23 protein-coding genes are annotated in these 22402 nt (G+C 62.5%); 11 read left to right on the top strand and 12 right to left on the bottom strand.

The genetic code is table 11. The annotated features are described in order from the left end of the window. Positions 1-7: 7 nt before the first annotated feature. The 4 genes from M5C01_RS15010 to M5C01_RS14995 all read right to left on the bottom strand — a co-directional run bounded on the left by M5C01_RS15010 (position 8) and on the right by M5C01_RS14995 (position 3949). Complete coding sequence (locus M5C01_RS15010; protein ID WP_103494622.1) at positions 8-1489, bottom strand: aldehyde dehydrogenase; 1482 nt, start codon at positions 1487-1489, stop codon at positions 8-10. After that, positions 1486-2319, bottom strand: coding sequence for an alpha/beta fold hydrolase (locus M5C01_RS15005; RefSeq protein WP_103494623.1), 834 nt, complete (start codon positions 2317-2319; stop codon positions 1486-1488). The genes M5C01_RS15010 and M5C01_RS15005 overlap by 4 nt, the downstream gene beginning before the upstream one ends. A gap of 25 nt (positions 2320-2344) precedes the next feature. Next, positions 2345-2935 (bottom strand): amino acid synthesis family protein, encoded by a 591-nt coding sequence (locus tag M5C01_RS15000; RefSeq protein ID WP_103494624.1) that lies wholly within the window; start codon positions 2933-2935, stop codon positions 2345-2347. A 105-nt stretch (positions 2936-3040) separates the two neighbouring features. Further along, a complete protein-coding gene (locus M5C01_RS14995) occupies positions 3041-3949 on the bottom strand; it encodes a LysR family transcriptional regulator (protein WP_152739449.1) in 909 nt (302 codons plus the stop codon). A 110-nt stretch (positions 3950-4059) separates the two neighbouring features. On the opposite strand from M5C01_RS14995, the gene M5C01_RS14990 reads away from it, so the two are divergent. After that, positions 4060-5046 carry an aldo/keto reductase gene (locus tag M5C01_RS14990; protein ID WP_152739448.1) on the top strand — a complete coding sequence of 329 codons (987 nt, stop codon included), beginning with the start codon at positions 4060-4062 and terminating at the stop codon, positions 5044-5046. Positions 5047-5174: 128 nt separating this feature from the next. On the opposite strand, the gene M5C01_RS14985 is transcribed toward M5C01_RS14990, so the two are convergent. From M5C01_RS14985 to M5C01_RS14965, 5 genes are all read right to left on the bottom strand, one after another. After that, positions 5175-5459, bottom strand: a complete 285-nt coding sequence (locus M5C01_RS14985; protein WP_152739446.1) for a hypothetical protein — start codon at positions 5457-5459, stop codon at positions 5175-5177. Between the two features lie 44 nt (positions 5460-5503). After that, positions 5504-6127 carry a potassium-transporting ATPase subunit KdpC gene (gene kdpC, locus M5C01_RS14980; RefSeq protein ID WP_152739444.1) on the bottom strand — a complete coding sequence of 208 codons (624 nt, stop codon included), beginning with the start codon at positions 6125-6127 and terminating at the stop codon, positions 5504-5506. 12 nt (positions 6128-6139) lie between these two features. After that, on the bottom strand, positions 6140-8230 hold the full coding sequence (gene kdpB / locus M5C01_RS14975) for a potassium-transporting ATPase subunit KdpB (protein WP_152739442.1): 2091 nt from the start codon (positions 8228-8230) through the stop codon (positions 6140-6142). Between the two features lie 16 nt (positions 8231-8246). Beyond that, a complete protein-coding gene (kdpA, locus tag M5C01_RS14970; RefSeq protein ID WP_103494628.1) occupies positions 8247-9974 on the bottom strand; it encodes a potassium-transporting ATPase subunit KdpA in 1728 nt (575 codons plus the stop codon). Between the two features lie 238 nt (positions 9975-10212). Beyond that, positions 10213-10359, bottom strand: a complete 147-nt coding sequence (locus M5C01_RS14965; RefSeq protein ID WP_164886179.1) for a hypothetical protein — start codon at positions 10357-10359, stop codon at positions 10213-10215. 224 nt (positions 10360-10583) lie between these two features. On the opposite strand from M5C01_RS14965, the gene M5C01_RS14960 reads away from it, so the two are divergent. The 5 genes from M5C01_RS14960 (at position 10584) to M5C01_RS14940 (ending at position 16849) form a co-directional block, all read left to right on the top strand. Then, positions 10584-12575, top strand: coding sequence for an amino acid permease (locus M5C01_RS14960; protein WP_152739440.1), 1992 nt, complete (start codon positions 10584-10586; stop codon positions 12573-12575). A 121-nt stretch (positions 12576-12696) separates the two neighbouring features. Further along, positions 12697-13833 carry an aminotransferase class I/II-fold pyridoxal phosphate-dependent enzyme gene (locus M5C01_RS14955; RefSeq protein ID WP_152739438.1) on the top strand — a complete coding sequence of 379 codons (1137 nt, stop codon included), beginning with the start codon at positions 12697-12699 and terminating at the stop codon, positions 13831-13833. Next, positions 13830-14801, top strand: coding sequence for an ornithine cyclodeaminase (locus M5C01_RS14950; protein WP_152739436.1), 972 nt, complete (start codon positions 13830-13832; stop codon positions 14799-14801). The genes M5C01_RS14955 and M5C01_RS14950 overlap by 4 nt, the downstream gene beginning before the upstream one ends. Positions 14802-14885: 84 nt before the next feature. Next, a complete protein-coding gene (locus M5C01_RS14945; protein ID WP_152739434.1) occupies positions 14886-15509 on the top strand; it encodes a PAS domain-containing protein in 624 nt (207 codons plus the stop codon). 86 nt (positions 15510-15595) lie between these two features. Further along, positions 15596-16849: a 3-phosphoshikimate 1-carboxyvinyltransferase gene (locus M5C01_RS14940; protein WP_152739433.1), complete on the top strand. Its 1254-nt coding sequence runs from the start codon at positions 15596-15598 to the stop codon at positions 16847-16849. 9 nt (positions 16850-16858) lie between these two features. On the opposite strand, the gene M5C01_RS14935 is transcribed toward M5C01_RS14940, so the two are convergent. Together M5C01_RS14935 and M5C01_RS14930 are read right to left on the bottom strand one after the other, a co-directional pair. Then, positions 16859-17509, bottom strand: a complete 651-nt coding sequence (locus M5C01_RS14935) for an HAD family hydrolase (protein WP_152739431.1) — start codon at positions 17507-17509, stop codon at positions 16859-16861. A 102-nt stretch (positions 17510-17611) separates the two neighbouring features. After that, positions 17612-18397: an EAL domain-containing protein gene (locus M5C01_RS14930; RefSeq protein ID WP_152739429.1), complete on the bottom strand. Its 786-nt coding sequence runs from the start codon at positions 18395-18397 to the stop codon at positions 17612-17614. Positions 18398-18883: 486 nt separating this feature from the next. Between M5C01_RS14930 and M5C01_RS14925 the strand changes: the two genes are divergently transcribed. The 5 genes from M5C01_RS14925 (at position 18884) to M5C01_RS14905 (ending at position 21468) form a co-directional block, all read left to right on the top strand. Beyond that, positions 18884-19420 (top strand): DUF3833 domain-containing protein, encoded by a 537-nt coding sequence (locus M5C01_RS14925; protein ID WP_152739426.1) that lies wholly within the window; start codon positions 18884-18886, stop codon positions 19418-19420. Beyond that, complete coding sequence (locus tag M5C01_RS14920; protein ID WP_152739424.1) at positions 19417-19722, top strand: DUF6482 family protein; 306 nt, start codon at positions 19417-19419, stop codon at positions 19720-19722. The genes M5C01_RS14925 and M5C01_RS14920 overlap by 4 nt, the downstream gene beginning before the upstream one ends. A gap of 176 nt (positions 19723-19898) precedes the next feature. Continuing rightward, positions 19899-20693, top strand: coding sequence for an alpha/beta hydrolase (locus M5C01_RS14915; RefSeq protein WP_152739422.1), 795 nt, complete (start codon positions 19899-19901; stop codon positions 20691-20693). Between the two features lie 152 nt (positions 20694-20845). Continuing rightward, a complete protein-coding gene (locus M5C01_RS14910) occupies positions 20846-21004 on the top strand; it encodes a hypothetical protein (protein ID WP_177098625.1) in 159 nt (52 codons plus the stop codon). A gap of 164 nt (positions 21005-21168) precedes the next feature. Further along, positions 21169-21468 (top strand): putative quinol monooxygenase, encoded by a 300-nt coding sequence (locus tag M5C01_RS14905; protein ID WP_152739418.1) that lies wholly within the window; start codon positions 21169-21171, stop codon positions 21466-21468. Between the two features lie 45 nt (positions 21469-21513). Here M5C01_RS14905 and M5C01_RS14900 read toward each other — a convergent pair whose 3' ends face one another. Beyond that, positions 21514-22329 carry a hypothetical protein gene (locus tag M5C01_RS14900; RefSeq protein WP_248764339.1) on the bottom strand — a complete coding sequence of 272 codons (816 nt, stop codon included), beginning with the start codon at positions 22327-22329 and terminating at the stop codon, positions 21514-21516. Positions 22330-22402: the final 73 nt, after the last annotated feature.

Here is a 22402-nt window from a genome sequence, read left to right as displayed (position 1 = left end):
TTATCTCCTAGCGCATCACGAAGGGGTCGGGCATGGGGGCTGACGAGAGGTTGATCCACACCGTTTTCAGCTCGGTATAGGCCAGCACCGAATCGATGCCGCTCTCGCGACCGTAGCCGCTGTTCTTGAAACCGCCGATGGGTGCCATGGCCGAGACCGCGCGGTAGGTGTTGACCCAGATGATCCCGGAGCGGATGTCCCGGGCCAGGCGATGGGCGCGGCCCAGGTCGCGGGTCCAGATGCCGGCGGCGAGGCCGAACTGCGAGTCGTTGGCGATGGCCAGGGCCTCGGCCTCATCCTTGAAACGGATCACCGAAGCCACCGGACCGAAGACTTCTTCCTGCATGATCTTCATCGAGTTGCGGTCGCACTCGAACAGGGTCGGCTCGTAGAACCAGCCGTTACCCAGGTTCGGCGGGCGCTTGCCGCCCAGGCGCAGGCGCGCGCCCTCGGCCAGGGCGTCGGCCACCAGGCCTTCGACCACGGCCAGTTGCTGCGCGGTGGCCATGGGGCCCATCTCGCTGGCGTCGTCCTGCGGGTTGCCGATGCGAATGCGCCGGGCGCGTGCCACCAGGCGCTCGACGAATTCGTCATAGATGTCGTCCTGGACCAGCAGCCGTGAACCTGAGACGCAACTCTGGCCGGACGCCGCGTAGATCCCGGCAATGGCACCGTTGATCGCGCTGTCCAGGTCGGCATCGGCAAAGATGATGTTCGGCGACTTGCCGCCCAGTTCCAGGGACAGCTTGGCGAAGTTCTCGGCGCTGCTACGCACCACATGGCGGGCGGTGGCCGCGCCGCCGGTGAAGGCGATCTTGCGCACCAAAGGGTGGCGGGTCAGGGCGGCACCGGTGCTTGCGCCGTAACCGGTGATGACATTGACCACGCCGGGCGGAATGCCGGCTTCCAGGGCCAGGCGCGCCAGTTCCAGGACGGTGGCCGAGGCGTGCTCGGAAGGTTTGAGCACGATGGTGTTGCCCGCCGCGAGGGCCGGTGCCAGTTTGATCGCGGTCAGGTAGAGCGGGCTGTTCCAGGGGATGATCGCGGCGACCACGCCCATGGGTTCGTGCACGGTGTAGGCGAACAGGTCCGGCTTGTCCAGCGGCAGGGTGCCGCCTTCGAGTTTGTCGGCCAGGCCCGCGGTGTAATGGAAGAACTCCGGCAGGTAGCTGACCTGGCCGCGGGTTTCGCGGATCAGCTTGCCATTGTCGCGGCTTTCCAGTTGGGCCAGGCGCTCCTTGTTTTCCGCGATCAGATCGCCGAGGCGACGCAGCAGCTTGCCCCGGGCGGTGGCACTGAGGCCACGCCAGGTCGGGTTGTCGAAAGCCCTTTGCGCGGCCTGGACCGCGCGCTCGACATCGGCTTCGCCGGCGTCGGGCAACTGTGCCCAGGGTTCGGCCAGGGCCGGGTCGAGGCTGTCGAAGGTCTGGCCGGACAGGGCATCGACCCATTCACCGTCGATGCACATCTGGAAGCGGGTGAGTGTCATGCAACGATCCCCTTTATCTGATTTTGTCGGGCGTGGGCGTTGGCGAGGAAGTCCAGCAGCACCTGGTTGACCAGGCGCGGCGACTCCACGGGCATCATATGCCGTTGCTCGGCGAGCACGGCAACCGTGGCGCCGGGAATACGTTCGGCCAATTGGCGGGCCATTTCCGGGGTCGACCCCGGGTCCAGCTCACCGGTGGCGATCAGGGTCGGCACCTGAATGCCGCCCAGATCCTCGGCACGGTACATGTCCTGGGTGGCGAACAGTTCATAGGTGGTCAGGTAACCTTGTGGGTCATTGTCCGCCAACGTCTGGCGCAGGGCGGCGATTTGCGCGGGATTGGCCGCCTGGTATTCGCGGCTGAACCAGCGCGACAGCGCGGCTTCGGCGTTGGCGTCCGGTCCGTGCTCGGCGGCCTGGGCGGTGCGGGCGATAACGCCGGCACGCTGTTCGGCGCTGCGATTGAACACGCTATTGAGCACCACCAGGGCTTGCAGACGTTGCGGGTAGTGCAAGGCAAACGCCCGTGCTACCAGCCCGCCCATGGAAAAGCCGATCACGCTTGCCTGGGGCAATTGCAGATGGTCGAGCAGCTCCAGCAACTGGTCGGCATAGCCGAGCAGCGGGGTGCCGCTGGCCGGGCGCGGGCTGGCGCCGTGGCCGAGCATGTCGTAGGTGATCACGCGGTACGTCGTGGCCAGGCCAACGATCTGGCCGCCCCACATTTCTTTATTCAGGCCCACGCCGTGGATCAAGACCACAGGCTGGCCTTGGCCGGTCGCCAGGTAACTGGTGCCAGCCGGGGTGCGTTCAGCGGTGAGCCGAATCATGGAGCGCTCCTGCCTTTCTTATTGATTACCGCGCTTTCTCGGCGGCCAGTTCTTCCAGGTCGATATAGCGGTTGCCGATGCGCGGGTGCAGGCGACCACCGTCGGCGCAACCGAGCACGACGACGATCTCGTCGGCGCGCGGAGCGTCTTCGATGCGCATTTCCAGGGTGATGTAGTGCGAGCGCAGGCCTTCGTCGTCCTTGTGCATCATCGGGATCTGGATCGAGGTGCCGGGCCCGCCGCGCTTGTTGGTGAAGCTCAGGTAGCTTTTGGCCTGGACCGCCTCGCGGTAGTGGTTGCCGAAGCGCAGGGTGTGGATCACCGCCGAGGCATGTTCGATTTCACCGTCGGCGCCGACTACCGCGGCCTTGCCGTAAGCCTCGATCTTGTCGGCACCGCCGATGGCGGCCACCAGGCGCTCGACCATCATGGCGCCGAGGTCGGAGCAGTGGGCGCGGATTTCCGGTTTCAGGTCTTCGACGAAACCCCGACCCAGCCAGGGGTTTTTCATCACCACGGCGAGGCCGATCATGGTCACCGGTTTGTCCGCGGCCTTGCCGCCTTCGATCAGGGTCTGTTCGGAATAACTGACGATCTTGCGGATTTCGAAACTCATAAGGGGACTCCTGGGTGCACGTTGATCATGTGGTATGATGGTATACCATAATATTGGCTGTGCAAGCCCCTCCTGAAAGTATTCAGGTTGCCGCGAGGGCGAGTCCTACAGTGGAAGGTTGTGCCGACGGATCATCTCCATCAACTGCCGCAGCCCCGGCTGCGACTGGCGCTGGCTGGAGTAGTAGAGGCAGAACGGGGCGCCCATGCTCGACCAGTCCGGCATCACCTCCTGCAAGCTGCCGTCCTCGAGTTCCCGGGTGACGCGTTTTTCCAGGCAATAGGCAATCCCGACACTGGCCAGCGCCGCGTCGATCACCGCCTGGGTATCCGAGGCGGTCAGGGCTCCGGGGACATCCAGGCGGATCATTTGCGCGCCGTTGCCCAGTTCCCACTTGTAGGCCGTGTTGTCGCCCAGGCGCATCCGAATGCACGCATGCTCCAGCAGGTCGGCGGGTTTTTCCGGGACGCCACGGCGGGCGAGATAGTCGGGGGAGGCAATCATGATCCAGCGCAACTCGCCGGTCAGGGGCACGGCAATCATGTCCTGGGGCACCGTCGCGCCATAGCGGATACCGGCATCGAAACCTTCGGCGACGATGTCCACCAGACGGTCCTCGACCTTCAGGTCCAGGTTGATCTGCGGGTAGGCCGCCATGAACTCGCCGAGCACCGGACTGACCAGCAGGCGGGCGGCATCCCGGGGCACATTCAGGCGCAGCCGGCCGATCGGCGCATGGCGATAACGGTCGAGTTCGTCGAGGGCTTCCTGGATGGTGGCGAAACCGACGGCCAGCTTCTGCGCCAGCAGGGCACCGGCATCCGTGGGTTCCACCGAGCGGCTGTTGCGGTTGAGCAGCTTGACCCCCAGGCGGGTTTCCAGGTTGCGCAGGGTGTGGCTCAGGGCCGAGGTGGTGACCCCCAGTTCATGGGCGGCCTGGCGAAAGCTGCGGCGGCGGATGATGGCCATGAACACATTGAGATCGGCCAGTTCGGAGCGGTTGAAAGCTGCCATGTCATGGGTTCTTTACGAGGAGAGAAGGTGAACGGGGTGTTGAGCCTTATTCAACCATGGATGATCTAAAATCATGATCCTTTTATGCTTCGATTCCATTGGAGATCATCATGAGCATCGAACACATCGCCATCGCCGGTATCGACAAACCGGTCTCGCGCATTGCCCTCGGCACCTGGTCCATGGGCGGCTGGATGTGGGGAGGCGCGGACGATGAAGTCTCGATCCAGACCCTGCGTCACGCCCTGGAACGGGGTATCAACCTGATCGATTCCGCGCCGGTCTACGGCAAGGGGCATTCCGAAGAGCTGATCGGCAAGGCCTTGAAGGGCGTACGCGATCAAGCCGTTATCGCCACCAAGGCCGGCTTGCAGTGGGATGACGGTTCGGTTCGGCGTAACGCCACGGCCGTGCGGATTCGTCGGGAAGTTGAAGACTCCCTGCGTCGCTTGCAGACTGACTATATCGATCTGTACCAGATCCACTGGCCCGACCCTCTGGTCGAACAGCAGGAAACCGCGCTGGAGCTGGAAAAGCTGCGTCAGGAAGGCAAGATCCTGGCGGTGGGGGTGAGCAACTATTCGCCGACGCAGATGGACGAGTTCCGTGAGTTCACGGCACTGGCCACGGTGCAGCCGCCTTACAACCTGTTCGAACGGGCCATCGACAACGATATCCTGCCTTATGCCAAGCAGCATTCGCTGGTGGTGCTGGCTTATGGTTCGCTGTGCCGCGGGCTGCTGACCGGTTCCATGAGCGCGGCGACGGCGTTTGGCAGCGACGATATCCGCGGTGCCGATCCTAAGTTCCGTGCCCCGCGTTTCGAACAGTACCTGGCGGCCGTGGCGGCGCTGGACCTGTACGCCCGTGAGCGGCATGACAAGTCGGTGCTGGCCCTGGCCTTGCGCTGGGTGCTCGACCAGGGGCCGACCATCGCCTTGTGGGGCGCGCGCAAGCCTGAGCAGTTGAAGGGTATCGAAGACGCCTTTGGCTGGAGCCTGTCGGCGGATGACCTGAAGCAGATCGACCAGATCCTGCTCAATACCATCAAGGACCCGGTGGGTCCCGAGTTCATGGCGCCGGGTATTCGCGGCTAACGCCTGTCCATCAAGGTTGAACGCGTTTCTTGTAGGAGCCGGCTTGCCGGCGATGACGTCAGTAAGGTCGATGCAAGGCTTACTGGCCTTATCGCCGGCAAGCCAGCTACAGGTGTTGCGGTGTGCTTTTAGCGGCAGCCGGTCAGGGTGACTTTGCAGGTCGCCGGCGTTCCGCCCGATTCAGCGGCGTAGCGCTGGCAGTTGCCCATCGCTTTGACGCTGGCGCTTTTCACGTTCGGCCCCCACGCCAATCCGCCATCCCCCAACGTCGGCACCGCCTTGGCGTAGCAGGCGTAACCGCCGACCGGGGTTTGCGAACCTCTCCCCGAACAGCCGGCGATCATTGAAAAACTGATCGCCAGCATCAGCAGGCAGAACAGGGACGGGGCGTTGCGTGAAGCTTGTACATTCATGGCAGTGTCGCTATTGCAGGTTAAGTCCCGCCTATTGTCCCGCCTTATTGATGGCTCGGATAGTCCCGTTGCAGAGCTTGGTTCAAGGCCAGCACATTGACCCGCGACTCTCCGAAGATTCCCAGCGTCGGCCCCTGGGTATTGGCCTGGACCAGCGCCAGTACGTTATCCAGTGGCGCGCCGCGTTGCTGTGCCACGCGGGTCGCCTGCAAGGCGGCGTTGGCCGGACTGATGTCCGGGTCCAGGCCGGAGGCCGAGGTGGTCAGCATATCGGCGGGCAGGGTCTGGCCGGCCAGTTCCGGCTGGGACTGCTCCAGGGCATGCCGGTCGGCGCTCAGCCGATCGCTCAGGGCCTGGCTGGTCGGCCCCAGGTTGGAGCCCGAGGAACTGGCGGCGTTATAGGGCGATGGCACGGTTTTCAGCGGGTCCTTGGGATCGGTGTCGGTGGTGGCCGATGGCCGCCCATGGAACCACTGTGGGGCATCCCATTGCTGGCCGATCAGCGCCGAGCCGATGATCTGGCCCTCTGGGTTTTTCAGCAGGCTGCCATTGGCCTGGGCGGGAAACAGCAGTTGCCCGATCCCGGTGACGGCAAAGGGGTAGGCCAGGCCGCACAGCGCGAAGGTGACGGCTGTCACACGCAGGGCCGGTGACAAGAACTTGATCATGATCAGATCCTCCTACAGGAAGGGCGCCAGGCACAGGTCGATCAGCTTGATGCCGATAAAGGGCGCAATCAGCCCGCCGACGCCGTATACCAGCAAGTTGCGATAGAACATGGTTTCCGCGCTCTTGGGCATGAAGTTGACCCCGCGCAGGGCCAGGGGAATCAGCGCCGGAATGATCAGCGCGTTGAAAATCAGTGCCGAGAGGATCGCGCTTTGCGGCGTGGCCAGGTGCATCAGGTTCAACGCCGCCAGGCCCGGCAGGGCGACCATGAACAGCGCCGGCAGGATGGCGAAGTACTTGGCCACGTCGTTGGCGATGGAAAAGGTCGTCAGGGCACCGCGGGTGATCAGCATGCGCTTGCCGATGGTGACCAGGTCCAGCAGCTTGGTCGGGTCGGAGTCCAGGTCGATGATATTGGCCGCCTCCTTGGCCGGCATGGTCCCGGTGTACATGGCCAGGCCGACATCCGCCTGGGCCAGGGCCGGGGCGTCGTTGGTGCCGTCGCCGGTCATGGCCACCAGGTGCCCGGCCGCCTGTTCGCTGCGGATCAGCTTGAGCTTGTCCTCGGGGGTGGCCTGGGCGACGAAATCGTCGAGGCCGGCCTGGGCGGCGATCACACTGGCGGTGGTCGGGTTGTCTCCGGTGACCATCACCGTGCGGATGCCCATGGCCCGCAGTTGCGCGGCCCGTTCGCGGATTCCCGGCTTGAGTACGTCGGACAGGTTGATGATGCCGAGGATCCGCCCGTCGATGGCCACCGCCAGGGGTGTCGCGCCTTGCTGGCTGACGCCGAGGGCCAGGCGCTCGAGGTCGGCGGGAATCTCGCTGCCGTAGCTGTCCCTGACGTAGTTGACCAGGGAATCCACCGCGCCCTTGCGCACCACGCGCCCGTCGGCCAGATCGGAACCGCTCATGCGGGTTTGCGCCGAGAAGTCCATGCCGACGGCTTCTTCCAGCCGGCTTTCTTCATGGACGCCCAGGCTCTTGGCATAGGCACTGGTGGACTTGCCTTCCGGGGTGCTGTCGAACAACGAGGCGAGGTAAGCCCCCTGTTGCAGCTCCTGGCGGGTGACGCCCTTGACCGGTAGCAGCTCGGTGGCCTGGCGATTGCCGATGGTGATGGTGCCGGTCTTATCCAGCAGCAGGGTGTTGACGTCGCCGGCGGCTTCCACGGCCTTGCCGGACATCGCCAGCATATTGAAGCGCAGCGTGCGGTCGATCCCGGCAATACCGATGGCCGAGAGCAGGGCGCCGATGGTGGTAGGGATCAGCGCGACGATCAGGGCCACCAGGTCGGCGACGTTGATCTGCGCATTGAGGTAGCTCGCCACCGGGGCGATGGCCGTGACCACGATCACGAAGATCAGGGTCAGCACCGAGAGCAGCACCGTCAGCGCGATCTCGTTCGGGGTCTTCTGCCGTTTGGCGCCTTCTACCAGGCTGATCATGCGGTCGAGAAAGGTGTTGCCGGGCGACGCGGTGACCAGGATCACCAACGAGTCGGAGATCACCTTGGTCCCGCCGGTGACCGTGGAGTTGACGTCCGAACCGGACTCCTTGATCACCGGTGCGGATTCGCCAGTGATCATCGACTCGTCGACATAGGCCGCGCCTTCGACCACTTCGCCGTCCATGGGAATCAGTTCGCCGCGGTTGACCTTGACCAGGTCGTCCTTGCGCAACGATGCAGCGGACACCAATTCCTGGCGACCGTCAGAGAGCAGCCGGGTGGCATTGAGCTGCGTGGTGGTGTGGCGCAACGAAGCGGCCTTGGCCTTGCCACGGCCCTCGGCCATGGCTTCGGCGAGGTTGGCGAACCACACCGTGATAAACAGGATGAAGGTCACCACGCCGTTGTACAGCGACGTGGCATTCGATGGTCCGAACAGTTGCGGGTTGATCGTCAGCGCAGCGGTCACCAGGGTGCCGATCCAGACCACGAACATGACCGGGTTCTTGATCTGCACCCGTGGATCGAACTTTTTCAGCGGTTCGACCAGGATCAGCCGCAGACGCTCCTGCCGGTTCTCCGCGCGCGGCGCCTTGCGGGCCGCAACCGGGGTCGACAGCGGGGCCAGTGGCAATGCTTTTTCAACTTTCATCTCAGTCTCCTCACCCTTAGAACAGCAAGTGCTTGTTCATGGCGAAAAACTCGGCGATCGGTCCCAGGACCAGCGCCGGCAGGAAGGTCAGTGCGCCGACGATAGCGATCGTCGCCAGCCACCAGATGCCGAACATCGGGGTATCGGTACGCAGGGTGCCTATGTTGGGCTGCAGGGTCGGCTTGGCCGCCAGTGAGCCGGCTACCGCCATCAGGAAGATGATCGAGGGGTAGCGACCGATCACGATCACGCAGGCGATGGCGAGGTTGTACCAGGGCGTATTGGCGTTCAGGCCGCCAAAGGCCGAGCCGTTGTTGGCGGCGGCGGAGGTAAAGGCGTAGAGCACTTCCGAATAACCATGTACCCCGGCATTGCCCAGCGCGGCCACGCCGTAGGGCATCACCATCGACCAGGCCGAGGGCGCGAGGATCACCAGGGGGTGGATCAGCATGGCCAGCGAGACCAGGATGATTTCGCGTTTCTCGATCTTCTTGCCGAGAAATTCCGGGGTGCGCCCGACCATCAGGCCGGCGACGAAGATCCCGACCAGGCCGTAGATCAGGAAATTGAGGAAGCCCACGCCTTTACCGCCGAAGACGCATTGCAGCATCATCTGCACCAGGGTCGAGAGACCGCCCAGTGGGGTGAAACTGTCGTGCATCGAGTTGATCGAGCCGGTGGTGAATGCCGTGGTGTAGGCGGCGTAGAGTCCGCTTTCGGCGATGCCGAAACGCACTTCCTTGCCTTCCATATTGCCGCCGGCCTGCAGGGCGCTGGCATGGGGATCGATACCCAGCTGGCTCAGCAGCGGCGTACCGGCCTGCTCCGGAATCACGCAGAGCAGCAGGAAACCCACCAGCATCAGGGCCATGACGCTATAGATCACCGCGCTCTGGCGATGGTTCTTGATCATGTGGCCGAACATCACCACCAGGGCGGCGGGCAGGCTGGCCATCAGCAGGATCAGCACGAAGTTGGTCAGGGCGTTGGGGTTCTGGAACGGGTGCGCGGCGTTGACGTTGAAGAAGCCGCCGCCGTTGGTGCCGAGGTTTTCAATCGCTTCCTGTGCGGCGATCGGGCCCAGGGTCAGGGTTTGGTGGCCGCCTTGCAGGGTATCGGTCACCAGGCTGGCATCCAGGGTCTGCGGCACGCCTTGCCAGATCAGGAACAGGCTCAGCACCAGCACCACGGGTAGCAGCACCCGGGTGATAAAGCGGATCAGGTCGCGGTAGAAGTTGCCCAGATTGGCGCCGCCGTCGGTGACCAGCAAGGCACGGATAAAGGCAATTGCCACCACGAAACCGGTCGCCGCCGAGGTGAACATCGGAAAGGTGATGGCGGCCATCTGGCTGAAGTTGGACAGGGTGCTTTCGCCGCCATAACTCTGCCAGTTGGTGTTGGTGATAAAGCTGATGGCGGTGTTGAACGCCTGCATCGGTTCCATGCCGGCGAAATGCTGCGGGTTGAGCGGCAGGACATTCTGGAAGATCAGCACCAGGTAGATGAGCAGGGCCATCACCAGGTTGGTCGCCAGCATGTGCAGGGTGTAGCTTTTCCAGTTCATCGCCTGGCTGCAGGCCTGTTTGCCGATCAGCCGGTAGAGCAGGTTGTCCAGTGGATCGAGCGCCCGGTCGAGCACGGTTTTCTGATCAGTCACCACCCTGGCCAGATAACGTCCCGCCACCAGGCTCAGTGCCAGGGTGGCGATCAAGGTAATAATGATTTGTAGCCAGAGGTGTGACATTGCGTTAACTCCTGAATCAGCGGACTGTTCTGGCGTGCGCTATTAAACAGAAACAGGCCGTCAGAACTTTTCCGGATTGATAACGGCGTAGAACAGATAGATCACTACGCCAACCACCAGCGCCAGTAATAGATCAATGGCCATGTCGAGTATTCCTTCTTGCCGTGTTTGAGTGGGGGCAGCGGACGGGGCACGCCCGCTGCGTGATTTGAAATCGGTCGGCGAGCCGTCTTCAGGATCAGTTGCGGCTGTGCCGGTTCGGCAGCACGGGCTTTATATCCGGGGCTTTCGAGGGCGTGATGACGTTGTCGGCAAAGTAGACGACCAGCCCGCATAACAGATAAAAGCCGATGATCGCTGCAAACAGGAGTGCGCTGAGTAACATGATGTTAGTCCTCGATACCTGTAGCGTTAGTGGGCACTTTCAATCGGTCTGGCCGATCTCGGTGGGTACAGTTTCAGTATAAGTTTCGGATTATCCGGGTCTGATAAGGCCTGTGTCTTTTTAGGCGTTGGCGCTATCAATTTTCCGTAAAGAAACTTGGCGAATTGATACCTGGGGTCCTAACTGACATCAAGGCTATTAACAACGCATTCAAGGCGGCGCTCATGCTCAAACTGGAACGGCTGGCACAGGGGATTATCGGGCCCGCGCGCGATCCATTGGCCCCCGATACACGCGCCCATACGCTGCTGGTCGGTCTGCTGGCCTGGGCGGGCCTGGGAGCCAGCGGTTTGGCTTCGGTCAGTTATGGCCCGGAAAGAGCTTATCTGGCGCTGGGGGCCCATCCCGAGCTGGGGGTGTTCCTGGCCCTGGCGACGCTGCTGACCGTCTGGGTCCTGTCGCTGGCCTATCGTCAGGTGGTCGAGCTGTTTCCTTCGGGCGGCGGCAACTACAAGATCGTCTCGAAACTGCTGGGCCCCAGGCTCGGCCTGGTGGCCGGTTGCGCCTTGCTGGTCGACTATGTGCTGACCATTGCGGTTTGCCTGGCCAGTGGCACCGATGCGTTGTTCAGCCTGTTGCCGGTTGAGTGGCAGAGCCACAAGCTGGTGGTGGAGGTCGGCCTGGTGCTGCTGCTGATCCTGTTGAATCTGCGCGGCATCGCCGACTCGATCCGCTTGCTGCTGCCCCTGACGCTGGGGTTTGTGCTGGTGCATGTGGGGCTGATCGTCTATGGCGTTGCCTCGAAAGCCGGTGACCTGACGGGCACGCTGGTGCGCAGCTCCGCTGATACCGTGGCCTTGTCCGGGGATATCGGCTGGCCTCTGCTGGTGGCGCTGTTCCTGCGGGCTTATTCCCTGGGGGGCAGTACCTACGCGGGGTCCGAAGCGATTGCCAACAACGTCAACCTGCTGGCCGAGCCCCGGATCAAGACCGGTCGCACCGCCTTGCTCTCGGTGGGCTTTTCCCTGGCGTTCATGGCCGGCGGCATGATTCTTCTGTACAGCCTCTGGGGCGCGCAACCGACCTATGGGCAGACCCTGAACGCAGTGGTGTTCAAGGCCGTTATCGAGCAACTCGGGATTGCACCGGGTGCCAGTCATGGGCTACTCCTGCTGACCCTGGCACTGGAAGGTGCGATTGTCTTCGTGGCGGCCAATTCGATCCTGATCTTCGCCCCCTCGCTGCTCGGCCGCATGGCCGCCGACTCCTGGCTGCCGCACCGTTTCTGCAACCTGTCGAACCGCCTGGTCAAGCAGAACGGGGTGGTTTTCGTGGGGGCCTGCGCGCTGCTGATCCTGCTGTTATCAAGGGGATCGCTGGGGCTGCTGGTGGTGCTCTATAGCATCAATGTGTTTCTCAGCCTGGCCCTGGCCAAAGCCGGGCTGTGCCGCCACTGGTGGCAGCATCGCCGCGAAGGGCCTTGGCTCGGACGGATGCTGGTGTCGGTCACGGGCTTTTGCGTGGCCTCGGGCATCCTGCTGGTAACCCTGACGGAAAAGTTCTTCGAAGGCGGTTGGGCGACCCTTTGCCTGACCCTGCTGGTGATCGGCGGCTGCGCCCTGGTCCGGCACCACTACGCCAAGGTGGAAACCCTGCGCCTGCAGATGGATACCGAGTTCACCCTGCCGGCGCAGGTGCTGGCAACCGTCACCCGCATCGAGCCCACGCCAGACGCGCCGACGGCGGTGATCCTGGCCACCGAACATTGGGGCGCGGCGATCCATACCTTGCTTTGGGTGCAGCGTCTGTTCCCGAACCGTTTCGCCAATGTGGTGTTTGTCGGCATCGTCAAGGTGGAAGGGCATGTGTGGGGGCGGATCGACGGTGTGCAACGGCGCAAGACCCGGCTCGACGAGTCCATGGATCAGTTGGAGGCCTTCTGTGCCCAGGCCGGTATCAGCGCGACACGGCGAATCGGCTACGGCACCGACCCGGTCGCCGAGTTGCAGAAGCTGCTCGGTGAGGCGACCCGGCATTACCCGGGCTGCGTCTGTTTCAGCAACAAGCTGATCCTGCAGGACAGCTGGGGTTTCAGCGAGTGGCTGCACAACCAGACGCCCTTGCTGCTGCAGCGCCGACTTCATCTGGATGGCATTCCCCTGGTGATTCTGCCTCTCAGATTGAGTGGGTCCGAACACAAGAGCGTGATGGCTTGAGAATGTGTTTTTATATAATTTGTAAAAATTAGACAATATGTATTGTTCTGGGTATTCTCGTTCCAAGGCCTGATGTCCTGACGCAAGGGCCGTGACTTGAATTGACCTGGGGAAAAATCACATGGCCACACTTCCGGATTTCCGCCTGGAAACCTACTTTTCCAAGTGGGAGTTTTCCGCGCGCTACCATATGACCGCATCCGATGCGCAAAGCCTGACCATCAAGGAGTTGCTGGCGTTGGCCGATGCGTCGGACCGCGAAGCCTTCGAGACCTTGTCCCTGGGCTACACCCAGACCTTCGGTGCGCCCGAGTTGCTGGAAGTGATCGCCTCGACCTACGAGCGCCTGGTCCCGGCCGATCTGCTCTGTTTCGCCGGGGCCGAGGAAGGGCTCTATGTGGCCATGCATGCGCTGCTGGATAAAGGCGACCACGCCATTGTGGTAACGCCCAACTACCAGTCCTCGGAAACCATCCCCTTGAGTCTCTGCGAGGTCACGGGCGTGGCCCTGGACCCGGAGCAGGGCTGGACGCTGGATATCGACGCGGTGGCGGCGGCGATCCGCCCCAATACCCGGCTGATCTCCATCAACTTTCCCCATAACCCCACCGGCAAGATCCTTGAACGCGAGCGTTTCGACGCTCTGGTCGACCTGTGCCGCCAGCACGGTATCTACCTGTTCAGCGACGAGGCCTATCGCTTGCTGGGCCTGGGTGAGGGCGGGCAACTGCCGGCGGTGGCCGATGTCTACGAACGTGGTCTGTCCCTGGCGGTGATGTCCAAGCCCTATGGCTTGCCGGGGCTGCGCATCGGCTGGATCGCCTGCCAGGACCGTGGGTTGCTGTCGCGCATGGAGCGCATGAAGCATTACCTGTCGATCTGTAACGCCGGCCCGAGTGAAGTGCTGGCACGGATCGCGCTCAAGGCTCGCGAGCCGATCCTGGCGCGGATCCACCAGTTGATGCGCCACAACCTCACGCTGCTGGATGGATTCTTCCGCGAGTTTGAAGAGTTGTTCGAGTGGTATCGCCCTGATGGCGGCTGCATTGCCTACCCGCGTTACCTCAGGGCCGAAGGGGTCGAGCGTTTCGCCACCGACCTGGTGGAGCGCACTGGCGTGCTGCTGTTGCCGTCGAGCATCTACGAGTCGGCGCTGGGGCCGGTGCCCCAGGATCGCTTTCGTATCGGTTATGGCCGGGCCCATATGGAGGAGGGGCTGGAGGTGTTTGCCAACTACCTGCGCGGTCGCCGTCCATGAGCCCGATAGCGTTGCCGGTCCATGGCCTGGGGGAGTTGCGCGACGTGCTGCTGCGCAAGGACATGTTGCGGGTGGTGCGTGAGGCCTTTATCCGCCATGCCGAGGGTGAAGTCGTCGCGCCCCGTGGCGGTGAGTTGCTGTTCCAGGATCCGCCGGGGGACTGTCATATCAAGTTTGGCCATTTCCGTGGTGGCGAGGTGTTTGTGGTCAAGGTGGCGATGGGGTTCTATGGGAACGCCGCCAAGGGCCTTGAGACCAATAACGGCCTGATGCTGGTCTTCGATGCGCGGACCGGGGCGACCCTGGCCGTGCTCAATGACGAAGGCTGGTTGACCAGTTGGCGGACCGCTGCCGCCGGCGCGCTGGCGGCCAAGGCCGGTGCGCCGTCGCGGGTCACGGCGCTGGGCATTGTCGGCAGCGGCCATCAGGCCGAGCACCAGGCGCGCTGGACCGCCGAGATGCTGGGGATCGACCGGGTGTTTATCTGGGGCCGCAGCCCGGACAAAGCCGCGCGGTTGGCGGCCAGTCTCAGCCATCAGGGCCTGATCGCCCAGGCGTTGCCGAGCGTTGAGCTGTTGTTCGAGCGTTGCAACGTGGTGATGACCTGCACGCCTTCAACCGAGGCGCTGGTCCCGGCTTCGGCGGTACGGCCCGGTACCCATATTGTCGCACTGGGAGCCGACAGCCTCGGCAAACAGGAGCTGGACCCGGCGATCCTGGCCCGGGCCCGGGTGATCATGACCGATGATCGTCATCAGTGCACCGAGCGGGGTGAGTTGGCCCATGCCTTGGCGGCGGGGTTGGTGGAGGCCGGAGCCGATGTTTCGCTGGGCCAGGTGCTGGCGGGCAAGGTCCCGGGGCGCTTCAGCGATGACGATGTGACCGTGGCCGACCTGACGGGACTGGCGGCCCATGACATTGCCATTGCCAGCCTGGCGATCGAGTCGCTGCGCAACGCGGAGCGTTAGGCGCCGGGGGCCTCGCCACCAAGCTCGCTCCTGCAGGGGGCATTGCGTACAATTCCCGCTTATTTTCAATGGCCCGGCTCCCCTATGGTCGATATCGCCTTTATGAACGCCGCCGCCGATGGTTTCGCGGCGCTGCTGTTTCCCGACCTTGAAGCGGTGGTCCACGATGTCCGCAGCGGGCGGATCACTCATATCGCCAATGGCTTTTCCCGGCGCAAGGTCGGTGATCCTTCGTTGCTCGACGACCTCGCTGAACTGGAGCAGGGCGCGGACGTTATCGGTCCCTACGAAAAGAACGGCGCCAACAATCGCCAGTTGCGTTCCATCAGCATCGCCGCGCGCGCCGACAGCGGCGAGATCGTCGCCCTGCTGTGCCTGAATTTCGATGTCACGGCCCTGTCCCAGGTGCAGAAGCTGCTCAGCGGCTTTGCCGCCGGCAGCCAGCCGCAGCCGCGTCCACAGGCCTTGTTCAATGCCGACTGGCGGGAAAAGCTCAACGATATCGTCGAAGCCATCTCGGCCCGCCAATGCGTGCGCCGAAGCGATTTCGGCCGCGCCGAAATCCGCCTGGCACTGATCGAGGCCAAGGCCGGCGGGCTGTTGGATATCCGCAATTTCGTCGATTATTTCGCCGAATACTTCGAGATTTCCCGGGCGACGGTTTACAACTACCTGAAAGCCATTGCCGCCGACGACGGAAACGGATGATCCGCCGGGCGCATTAATGGCATCATGGCGGACTGTCGAGGTGCACGAGCTTGTGCGCTTATCTTTCGAGCCTGGAGAGTTGATGAATGGCTGTGCAGCAAACCCTCACCGTGATCCCGCCGAACGCGTCCCTGAACGGAAAGGTGACGCCGCCCGGTTCGAAGTCGATCACTAACCGGGCCTTGTTGCTCGCCGCCCTGGCCAAGGGCACCAGCCGCCTGTCCGGCGCGCTGAAAAGCGATGACACCCGCCATATGTCCACTGCCCTGCGGCAGATGGGCGTGCAGATCGACGAACCGGACGAAACCACCTTCGTGGTCACCGGCAACGGCAAGCTGCAAGTGCCGGAACAACCGCTGTTCCTCGGTAATGCCGGGACCGCGGTGCGCTTCCTGACTGCGGCAGTGGCTACGGTGAATGGCCGAGTGGTGTTGGACGGCGACCACTATATGCGCAAGCGCCCGATCGGCCCGTTGCTCGAGGCCTTGCAGCGCGGCGGCCTGGACGTAGCCAGCGAGACCGGTTGCCCGCCGGTGATCGTGAACGGTCGTGGCGGCGTGCAAGCCAAGCGTTTCGAGATCGACGGCGGCTTGTCCAGCCAGTACGTATCGGCCTTGCTGATGCTGGCGGCCTGCGGCGAGGCCCCGATCGAGGTGGCCCTGACCGGCAAGGACATCGGTGCCCGTGGTTACGTCGACCTGACCATCGCCTGCATGCAGGCTTTCGGTGCCCAGGTCGAAGTGCTCGACGAAACCCTCTGGCGCGTTGCCGCCACCGGCTACCAGGCCTGTGACTACCGCATCGAGCCGGACGCATCGGCGGCCACCTACCTGTGGGCGGCGCAAGCCCTGACCGACGGTCATATCGACCTGGGCGTGGCCGGTGAAGACTTCACCCAGCCGGACGCCAAGGCACTGGAGGTGATCCAGCAGTTCCCGCACATGCCCGCCGTGATCAATGGTTCGCAGATGCAGGACGCGATCCCGACCCTGGCGGTACTGGCGGCGTTCAATAAAACTCCGGTGCGTTTCGTTGAGCTGGCGAACTTGCGGGTCAAGGAATGCGATCGGGTCCAGGCGCTGTTCGATGGCCTCAACGGCATTCGCCCGGGCCTGGCGAGCGTGGAAGGTGACGACCTGCTGGTCGCCGCCGATCCGGCCCTGGCCGGCACCACCTGCGATGCCCTGATCGACACCCACTCCGACCATCGCATCGCCATGTGTTTCGCCCTGGCCGGCCTGAAAGTCGCCGGTATCCGTATCCAGGACCCCGATTGCGTGGCCAAGACCTACCCGGATTACTGGAAGGCCCTGGCGTCGCTGGGCGTACAGTACGCCTGACGGATTCGATCAGGCCTGGACCAGCGCCAGGCCCAGATCGTTGATATCGACGGCGACCTGCTGGTAATCGGCCAGCACCCGGTGCGGGGTTTCCATCGGGTGGGCGTGGGTGGCACTGATCACCACCACCCGCGCCTCAGCCGCTTCTCCAGCGGTAATCCCCGCCGGGGCATCTTCAAACACCAGGCAATCTTGTGGGCGAACGCCCAGGCGCTGTGCTGCCAGCAGGTAGCAGTCGGGCGCAGGCTTGCCGTGGGCGATATCTTCGGCAGTGATCACCAGTGGCGGGAAGTCCAGGCCGGCAGCGGCCATCCGCCGTTCGGCCAGGGCCCGCGGCGCCGAGGTGACAATCGCCCAGCGCTCCGGCGGCAGGCTGGCGAGAAAGGCTTTTGCGCCTTCGATGGCGATCACGCCTTCGACGTCGTCGATCTCGGCCTGGGTGATCGCCGCTGCTTCACGCTCGGGATCGACGCCCGGCAGGTTCTGGCGGCGCACGGTTTCGATACTGCGCACACCGTGAATGGTCTGCAGGAAGGCTTCCACATCGAGGCCGTGGCGCTCTGCCCATTGGGCCCAGACGCGCTCGGCGCTGGCGATGGAGTTGAGCAGTGTCCCGTCCATATCGAATAGAAACGCCGCGAATCGCTGACCTTCAACCATCTCCGTTCTCCACTGTCAGCCCTTGTCGCAGGGCAAAGGCAGCATGCTAGCACGGGATTTTCGGTTGTCTTTACCGGTGCGCGGAGCAGGTCGACGGCTTGTTCAAGCGGTCTGGCCGTTGCCCGCTGGTTCGGTTGGCCATGTGATGCTGGGCAGTGCTTCGAACTGCGGGCGGGCGAACAGGTAGCCCTGGAAGAGTTCAACGCCAAGGCGGCGGAGTTGGAGATACTCCTCTTCGCTTTCGACACCCTCGGCGATCACCCGTATGTCGAGAGATCGACACATGCCCAGCACGCTGTCGGTGATGACCTGCCTGACTCGGTCATCATGGATATTTCGGATAAGCTCCATGTCCAGCTTGATGATGTCGGGTTGAAACTCGGCGAGAAAACAGAGCCCGGAATAACCTGCACCAAAGTCATCGATGGCAGTCTTGAAGCCTTGTTTTCTATATTCCAGCATAATTTGCTTGATATGCTGCTTATCAACCAGATACTCGTTTTCGGTGACTTCGAAGATAATTCGACTCGTCGGGAAATTGAAGCGCCTTGCCGCTTCCAGCGTGGCACGGATGCAGGCCGCCGGCTGGTACACCGCATTGGGTAGGAAGTTGATACTGAGATAGCAAGGTATTACGAGTCGAGCGGCCAATTCGACTGCTTTTACCCGGCAAGCCTGGTCGAATGCATAACGATTGCTTTCAGAAACCTGGCTCAAAATACTTTGGGCGCCACTTCCGTCAAGTCCGCGGACCAAGGCTTCGTAGGCAAATACCTGGTGTGTGCGGACGTCCACGATTGGCTGGAATGCCATGCTGAAATCGAACTCGAGAGCGGTGCCCTCTTTACAAGCAAGACAGCTTGCGGATGAACCATGGGTCGTGTTCATAGCGATTCACTCGTGCTAATGCCTGAAATATTTTCGGGTTCCCAGAGCATAGTCCTTTTCCGTCCTGTTCAAGGCGAGCGGATGATGGCGCTTTGATTTCATCTCGGTGTGGGTGGACGTATCTGTACGGTTGTGAGTTTTTGTATAGGAATTTATTGAATAAGTTGTTCATTCTGTGTCGGTTTTTGGCGGTTATCGTTTTTTGATCGCTTATGCCGGGGAGGTAAGCGCTGTTCTCTTGGGCTCGGCATCGAGCCGATGCACAGCGTTGCATTTGAGTCGTCCTGCTCGAAAAATCAAGCTCTACAGGTTGTTTCCGGCTGTGATGCAAGATTTTTCTGTCGCGCTGCCTACCACTCTGACTCGCAAATATCTCGACAGGAGTCGAATTGATGCCGGTCGGGCAAAACCTTTACAATTATTATTTTCTGTATAGTATTTCGAGTGTTCTCCTGAAGTTTTTCGGAGTCTACGAGGTGTTGGAGCATGCGAATCCTGCTGATGGCGCTTTGTTGCTTCTTGCTGGGCAGTTGCGGCAACGTCGAAGTCGATCACTACGCCGCCGAACGTCCCTCGCTCGATCTGGTGCGCTTCTTTTCGCAACCGGTGGAGGCCTGGGGGATCTTCCAGAAACGTTCGGGGGAGGTGGTCAAGAGATTCCATGTGCAGATCGCCAGTCGTCGCGAAGGTGAGCAACTGATTCTCGACGAACATTTCCTCTATAGCGACGGCAGCCGCCAGCAGCGGATCTGGACCCTGACCCCTGGGGCCACCGGGCACTGGACCGGCCGTGCCGCCGATGTGGTCGGCGAGGCGCGTGGTGAAGTAGCGGGCAATGCCCTGCGCTGGCGCTATCAGATGAACCTGCCGGTGGACGGTTCGACCTGGGAGGTGAGCCTCGACGACTGGATGTACCTGATGGATGAGGACACCTTGATCAATCGTTCGAGCATGAGCAAGCTCGGCGTCGAACTGGGTCAGGTGACCCTGTTTTTCCGCCGGCAGCCGGTGGTGTCGCAATGAACCTTCAGACTTTGAGCGAATGGGCCGCCGAAGGGCGTGTCCAGGAACTGGAGCTGCTATCGCTGGAGGGCGGCTTCTACCTGCTGCGAGCTCGACTGGAGCAGGGCATGCGTACCTTGCTGGACGCGCGCGGTGAAGTGCTGCGGCTGCGTTCCACGAGTCATGTGCGTGAGTTGTTGCGCGAGTTGCCGTCGCTACCCTGTGTGCTGGTGCAACACGTCGTCCACGACGAGATGTGCGGTATGCGTGACGGTCCCATCGAGCCCCTGCGCCTGCCATTTTCTCTGACCTCACCCTGGTGACGGCCGCTGTCCGATGGCGTGTAAGCAGCATGCCGGTACGGGCTTTTCGAATATTTTTCAGCGGGTCGTGGAATAACTCGGCGTGGTGCGCGTCGGACTAGGGCAAGCCACTTTGTACTGGCGCAATGGCCGACAAGGCCGGGCGATCACCCGAATCCCGAGCGAGACGAATTCCCATGAAATTTGCGAAAGTACCTTCCCTGTTGGCGGCCGTTTCCCTGGCCTGCATGACCCTGGCGATGGCCGGCAGCGCAACGGCGGCCCCGGCTCCGGCAGCGGCCCCCGTGCACAATATCGTTCTGGTCCACGGCGCCTTTGTGAATGGCGCGGGCTGGAAGCCGGTCTACGACATCCTGGTCAAGGACGGTTACCACGTCTCGGTGGCGCAGCATCCGCTGACCGCTTTCAGCGATGACGTGACGGCGGTCAAGCGGATCCTGGCGATGCAGGACGGTCCGACCATTCTTGTCGGCCACAGCTACGGCGGCGCGGTGATTTCCGATGCCGGTACCGACGACCATGTGGTGGGCCTGGTCTACATTGCTGCCCATGCCCTGGATATCGGTGAAACCGAAGCCGCCAACGGCAAGCTGTATCCGAATTTGACCAAGGCCGTGAAGAAAACCGCGGACGGCTTCCTCTACCTGGATCCGGCGTTCTATGCCGCTGATTTCGCGGCTGACCTGCCCAAGGCCCAGGCTGAATTCGAGGCCAATGCCCAGTCCCTGACCTCTGCCTCGGTGTTTACCACCGCCGCTACTTCGGCCGCCTGGAAAACCAAGCCGAGCTGGTACGCCGTGGCAAAAGCCGATCGGATCATCAACCCGGACCTGGAGCGCATGTACGCCAAGCGCGCCAACAGCCACACCATTGAAATCGCTGGCGCCAGCCATGCGGTCTACGAGTCCCACCCCAAGGAAGTGGCGGCGCTGATCGAGCAGGCGGCGAAACACGCGCTGGATGCCAAATAGTCGCAGTCGACAGCCACAAGGTGGAGGGGGCGGCAGGCTAGGCCTACACTGAAACTGACAGCCCGGATGGTCCGGGCTGCTGATGCGAGGTGCGTATGGATACTCAACCTGCTTCCCCGTTCACTGAGTTTGCGTACCCGGGTGTCCAGGCCATGCCCTGGCGCAAGGTGCCGATCCCGGATGAGGATCAAGAACCGCTCAGCGAGACCCCCGGCAACGAAGACGATCACCAGGTGCCGCAAACCTGGAAACACCCCGACGATGGCAAAAGCCTTTCTGAGCTTGATGAAGAACTGCCGCTCAAACCTTGAGACACACAGCCCGGTGCAAAGCCGGGCTGTGTTGTTCGTCTGCCGTTGAAAACCCGGTCCCAATCAATATCGCGCCTGTGGCGAATGCACTCCTTTGACTTGAAGGCGTCGGAGCAAGGGCTCATGATCGCTGACGACTTCATCTCCCTTTTCCAGGAAATTCCATGAACCATGAAATTCGTGTCGTTGCCAGTCTTCATGCCAAACCGGGCAAGGCAGCAGAGCTGGAATCCCATCTCAGGGCTTGCGTGGTCCCGTCCCGCGCCGAACCTGGTTGCCGTGAATATATCCTGCATGTCGATCAGGCCGACCCCGAGCGTTTCATCTTCGTCGAGCGCTGGATCGATCAGGCCGCCATCGAACACCACCGCGGCACCGCGCACTACAAGGCGATGGCCGCGGCGATCGGTGATTTGTTGAGTGAGCGCCAGGTCCTGCTGTTGGATGAGGTGCCTGGGCAGTAAGGCTGATGAACCTGGCGTGCAAGCACCAGGTTCGTTGCCGGTGGCTTAGAAGCGCACCGTCGCGCCGGTGGTGAACCAACGATCGCGATCGCCCGACAGGTGCTGACCGGCCACCAGGTCGATGTCGAGATTTTTGCCAATATGCAGGCGCGGTCCGGCCTGCCAGCCCTGGTCGCCATTTTGTTGGCCGAAACGTTCGGCCACCAGGGTCAGCGACTTCAGCACATCGTATTCCACACCACCGCCCCAGCTCCGGCCCTCGCTGGGCGCGCCGTCGTTATGGGCGTGGTACCAGCCGGCACTGACGGTCAGGCGCAAGGGTGTGAAAGGCGTGTAGGTCAGCGGCACTGCGAGGTCGGCGCCGTCGAAGGCATGCCGGCGATCCGTGGCAACGTGGGCCTGGGCCACTACTGCGGCTTCGAGCCCCAGGTCTTCCCGAGTGAAAATCGAGGCCTTCAGGTGCGGACTCAGCATCGTGGTGTGCTCGCCGTCGTCACGACTGCGGTTGATGTCGGCACCCAGTTGCACGGCGGGCAGACTGGTCGGTGTGCAGTCCGCCGAAAGCACGGTTTCGCCGCTGGCGGCGTTGTGCCGGCCGCTCTTGTACCAGGTGTCGATATTGCATTGGCCGGGGTCGTTGATCCCGCCATCATCGACGACGTACGAACCGCCGGCCGCGTGGGCCTTGGAGTAGAGCGAAAGCAGCAGGAGGGTGCCGAAGGTGGCACCGACAAGCACCACCGTGCGTTGCAGGGCGCGGCGCTGGGCCGGGGGCAGGTGTTTAAGCAGGGAGCTGGAAACCGTCGGCGTCGGCCGGGCGGTGGTCGTTCGCTTGGTGTGGCGAGAAGTGGATTTTTTCATGGCAGGCCTCGGTGATCAGGTGCTCACGGGCGCGCGGGTCGAATGCGCGTCGTCGTGAAACGGGCAAAGGGGT

It is taken from the genome of Pseudomonas sp. MWU12-2319, from assembly GCF_023242525.1.
GTDB classification, from domain to species: Bacteria; Pseudomonadota; Gammaproteobacteria; order Pseudomonadales; family Pseudomonadaceae; genus Aquipseudomonas; species Aquipseudomonas gingeri_D.
Note: the sequence above shows the minus strand (reverse complement) of the source record. Positions and strands in the feature narration are given on the sequence as shown.

Bases quoted from the DNA above. Each gene is read 5' to 3' on its own strand.
- M5C01_RS14965 (WP_164886179.1), bottom strand. From the start codon at position 10,359: ATGTTACTCAGCGCACTCCTGTTTGCAGCGATCATCGGCTTTTATCTG.
- M5C01_RS14955 (WP_152739438.1), top strand. From the start codon at position 12,697: ATGGCCACACTTCCGGATTTCCGCCTGGAAACCTACTTTTCCAAGTGG.
- M5C01_RS15005 (WP_103494623.1), bottom strand. From the start codon at position 2,319: ATGATTCGGCTCACCGCTGAACGCACCCCGGCTGGCACCAGTTACCTG.
- M5C01_RS15000 (WP_103494624.1), bottom strand. From the start codon at position 2,935: ATGAGTTTCGAAATCCGCAAGATCGTCAGTTATTCCGAACAGACCCTG.
- M5C01_RS14990 (WP_152739448.1), top strand. From the start codon at position 4,060: ATGAGCATCGAACACATCGCCATCGCCGGTATCGACAAACCGGTCTCG.
- M5C01_RS14930 (WP_152739429.1), bottom strand. From the start codon at position 18,397: ATGAACACGACCCATGGTTCATCCGCAAGCTGTCTTGCTTGTAAAGAG.
- M5C01_RS14920 (WP_152739424.1), top strand. From the start codon at position 19,417: ATGAACCTTCAGACTTTGAGCGAATGGGCCGCCGAAGGGCGTGTCCAG.
- M5C01_RS14925 (WP_152739426.1), top strand. From the start codon at position 18,884: ATGCGAATCCTGCTGATGGCGCTTTGTTGCTTCTTGCTGGGCAGTTGC.
- M5C01_RS14960 (WP_152739440.1), top strand. From the start codon at position 10,584: ATGCTCAAACTGGAACGGCTGGCACAGGGGATTATCGGGCCCGCGCGC.
- M5C01_RS14910 (WP_177098625.1), top strand. From the start codon at position 20,846: ATGCCCTGGCGCAAGGTGCCGATCCCGGATGAGGATCAAGAACCGCTC.
- M5C01_RS14915 (WP_152739422.1), top strand. From the start codon at position 19,899: ATGAAATTTGCGAAAGTACCTTCCCTGTTGGCGGCCGTTTCCCTGGCC.
- kdpA (WP_103494628.1), bottom strand. From the start codon at position 9,974: ATGTCACACCTCTGGCTACAAATCATTATTACCTTGATCGCCACCCTG.
- M5C01_RS14985 (WP_152739446.1), bottom strand. From the start codon at position 5,459: ATGAATGTACAAGCTTCACGCAACGCCCCGTCCCTGTTCTGCCTGCTG.
- M5C01_RS14935 (WP_152739431.1), bottom strand. From the start codon at position 17,509: ATGGTTGAAGGTCAGCGATTCGCGGCGTTTCTATTCGATATGGACGGG.
- M5C01_RS14900 (WP_248764339.1), bottom strand. From the start codon at position 22,329: ATGAAAAAATCCACTTCTCGCCACACCAAGCGAACGACCACCGCCCGG.
- kdpC (WP_152739444.1), bottom strand. From the start codon at position 6,127: ATGATCAAGTTCTTGTCACCGGCCCTGCGTGTGACAGCCGTCACCTTC.
- M5C01_RS14950 (WP_152739436.1), top strand. From the start codon at position 13,830: ATGAGCCCGATAGCGTTGCCGGTCCATGGCCTGGGGGAGTTGCGCGAC.
- M5C01_RS14945 (WP_152739434.1), top strand. From the start codon at position 14,886: ATGGTCGATATCGCCTTTATGAACGCCGCCGCCGATGGTTTCGCGGCG.
- M5C01_RS14905 (WP_152739418.1), top strand. From the start codon at position 21,169: ATGAACCATGAAATTCGTGTCGTTGCCAGTCTTCATGCCAAACCGGGC.
- M5C01_RS14995 (WP_152739449.1), bottom strand. From the start codon at position 3,949: ATGGCAGCTTTCAACCGCTCCGAACTGGCCGATCTCAATGTGTTCATG.
- M5C01_RS15010 (WP_103494622.1), bottom strand. From the start codon at position 1,489: ATGACACTCACCCGCTTCCAGATGTGCATCGACGGTGAATGGGTCGAT.
- kdpB (WP_152739442.1), bottom strand. From the start codon at position 8,230: ATGAAAGTTGAAAAAGCATTGCCACTGGCCCCGCTGTCGACCCCGGTT.
- M5C01_RS14940 (WP_152739433.1), top strand. From the start codon at position 15,596: ATGGCTGTGCAGCAAACCCTCACCGTGATCCCGCCGAACGCGTCCCTG.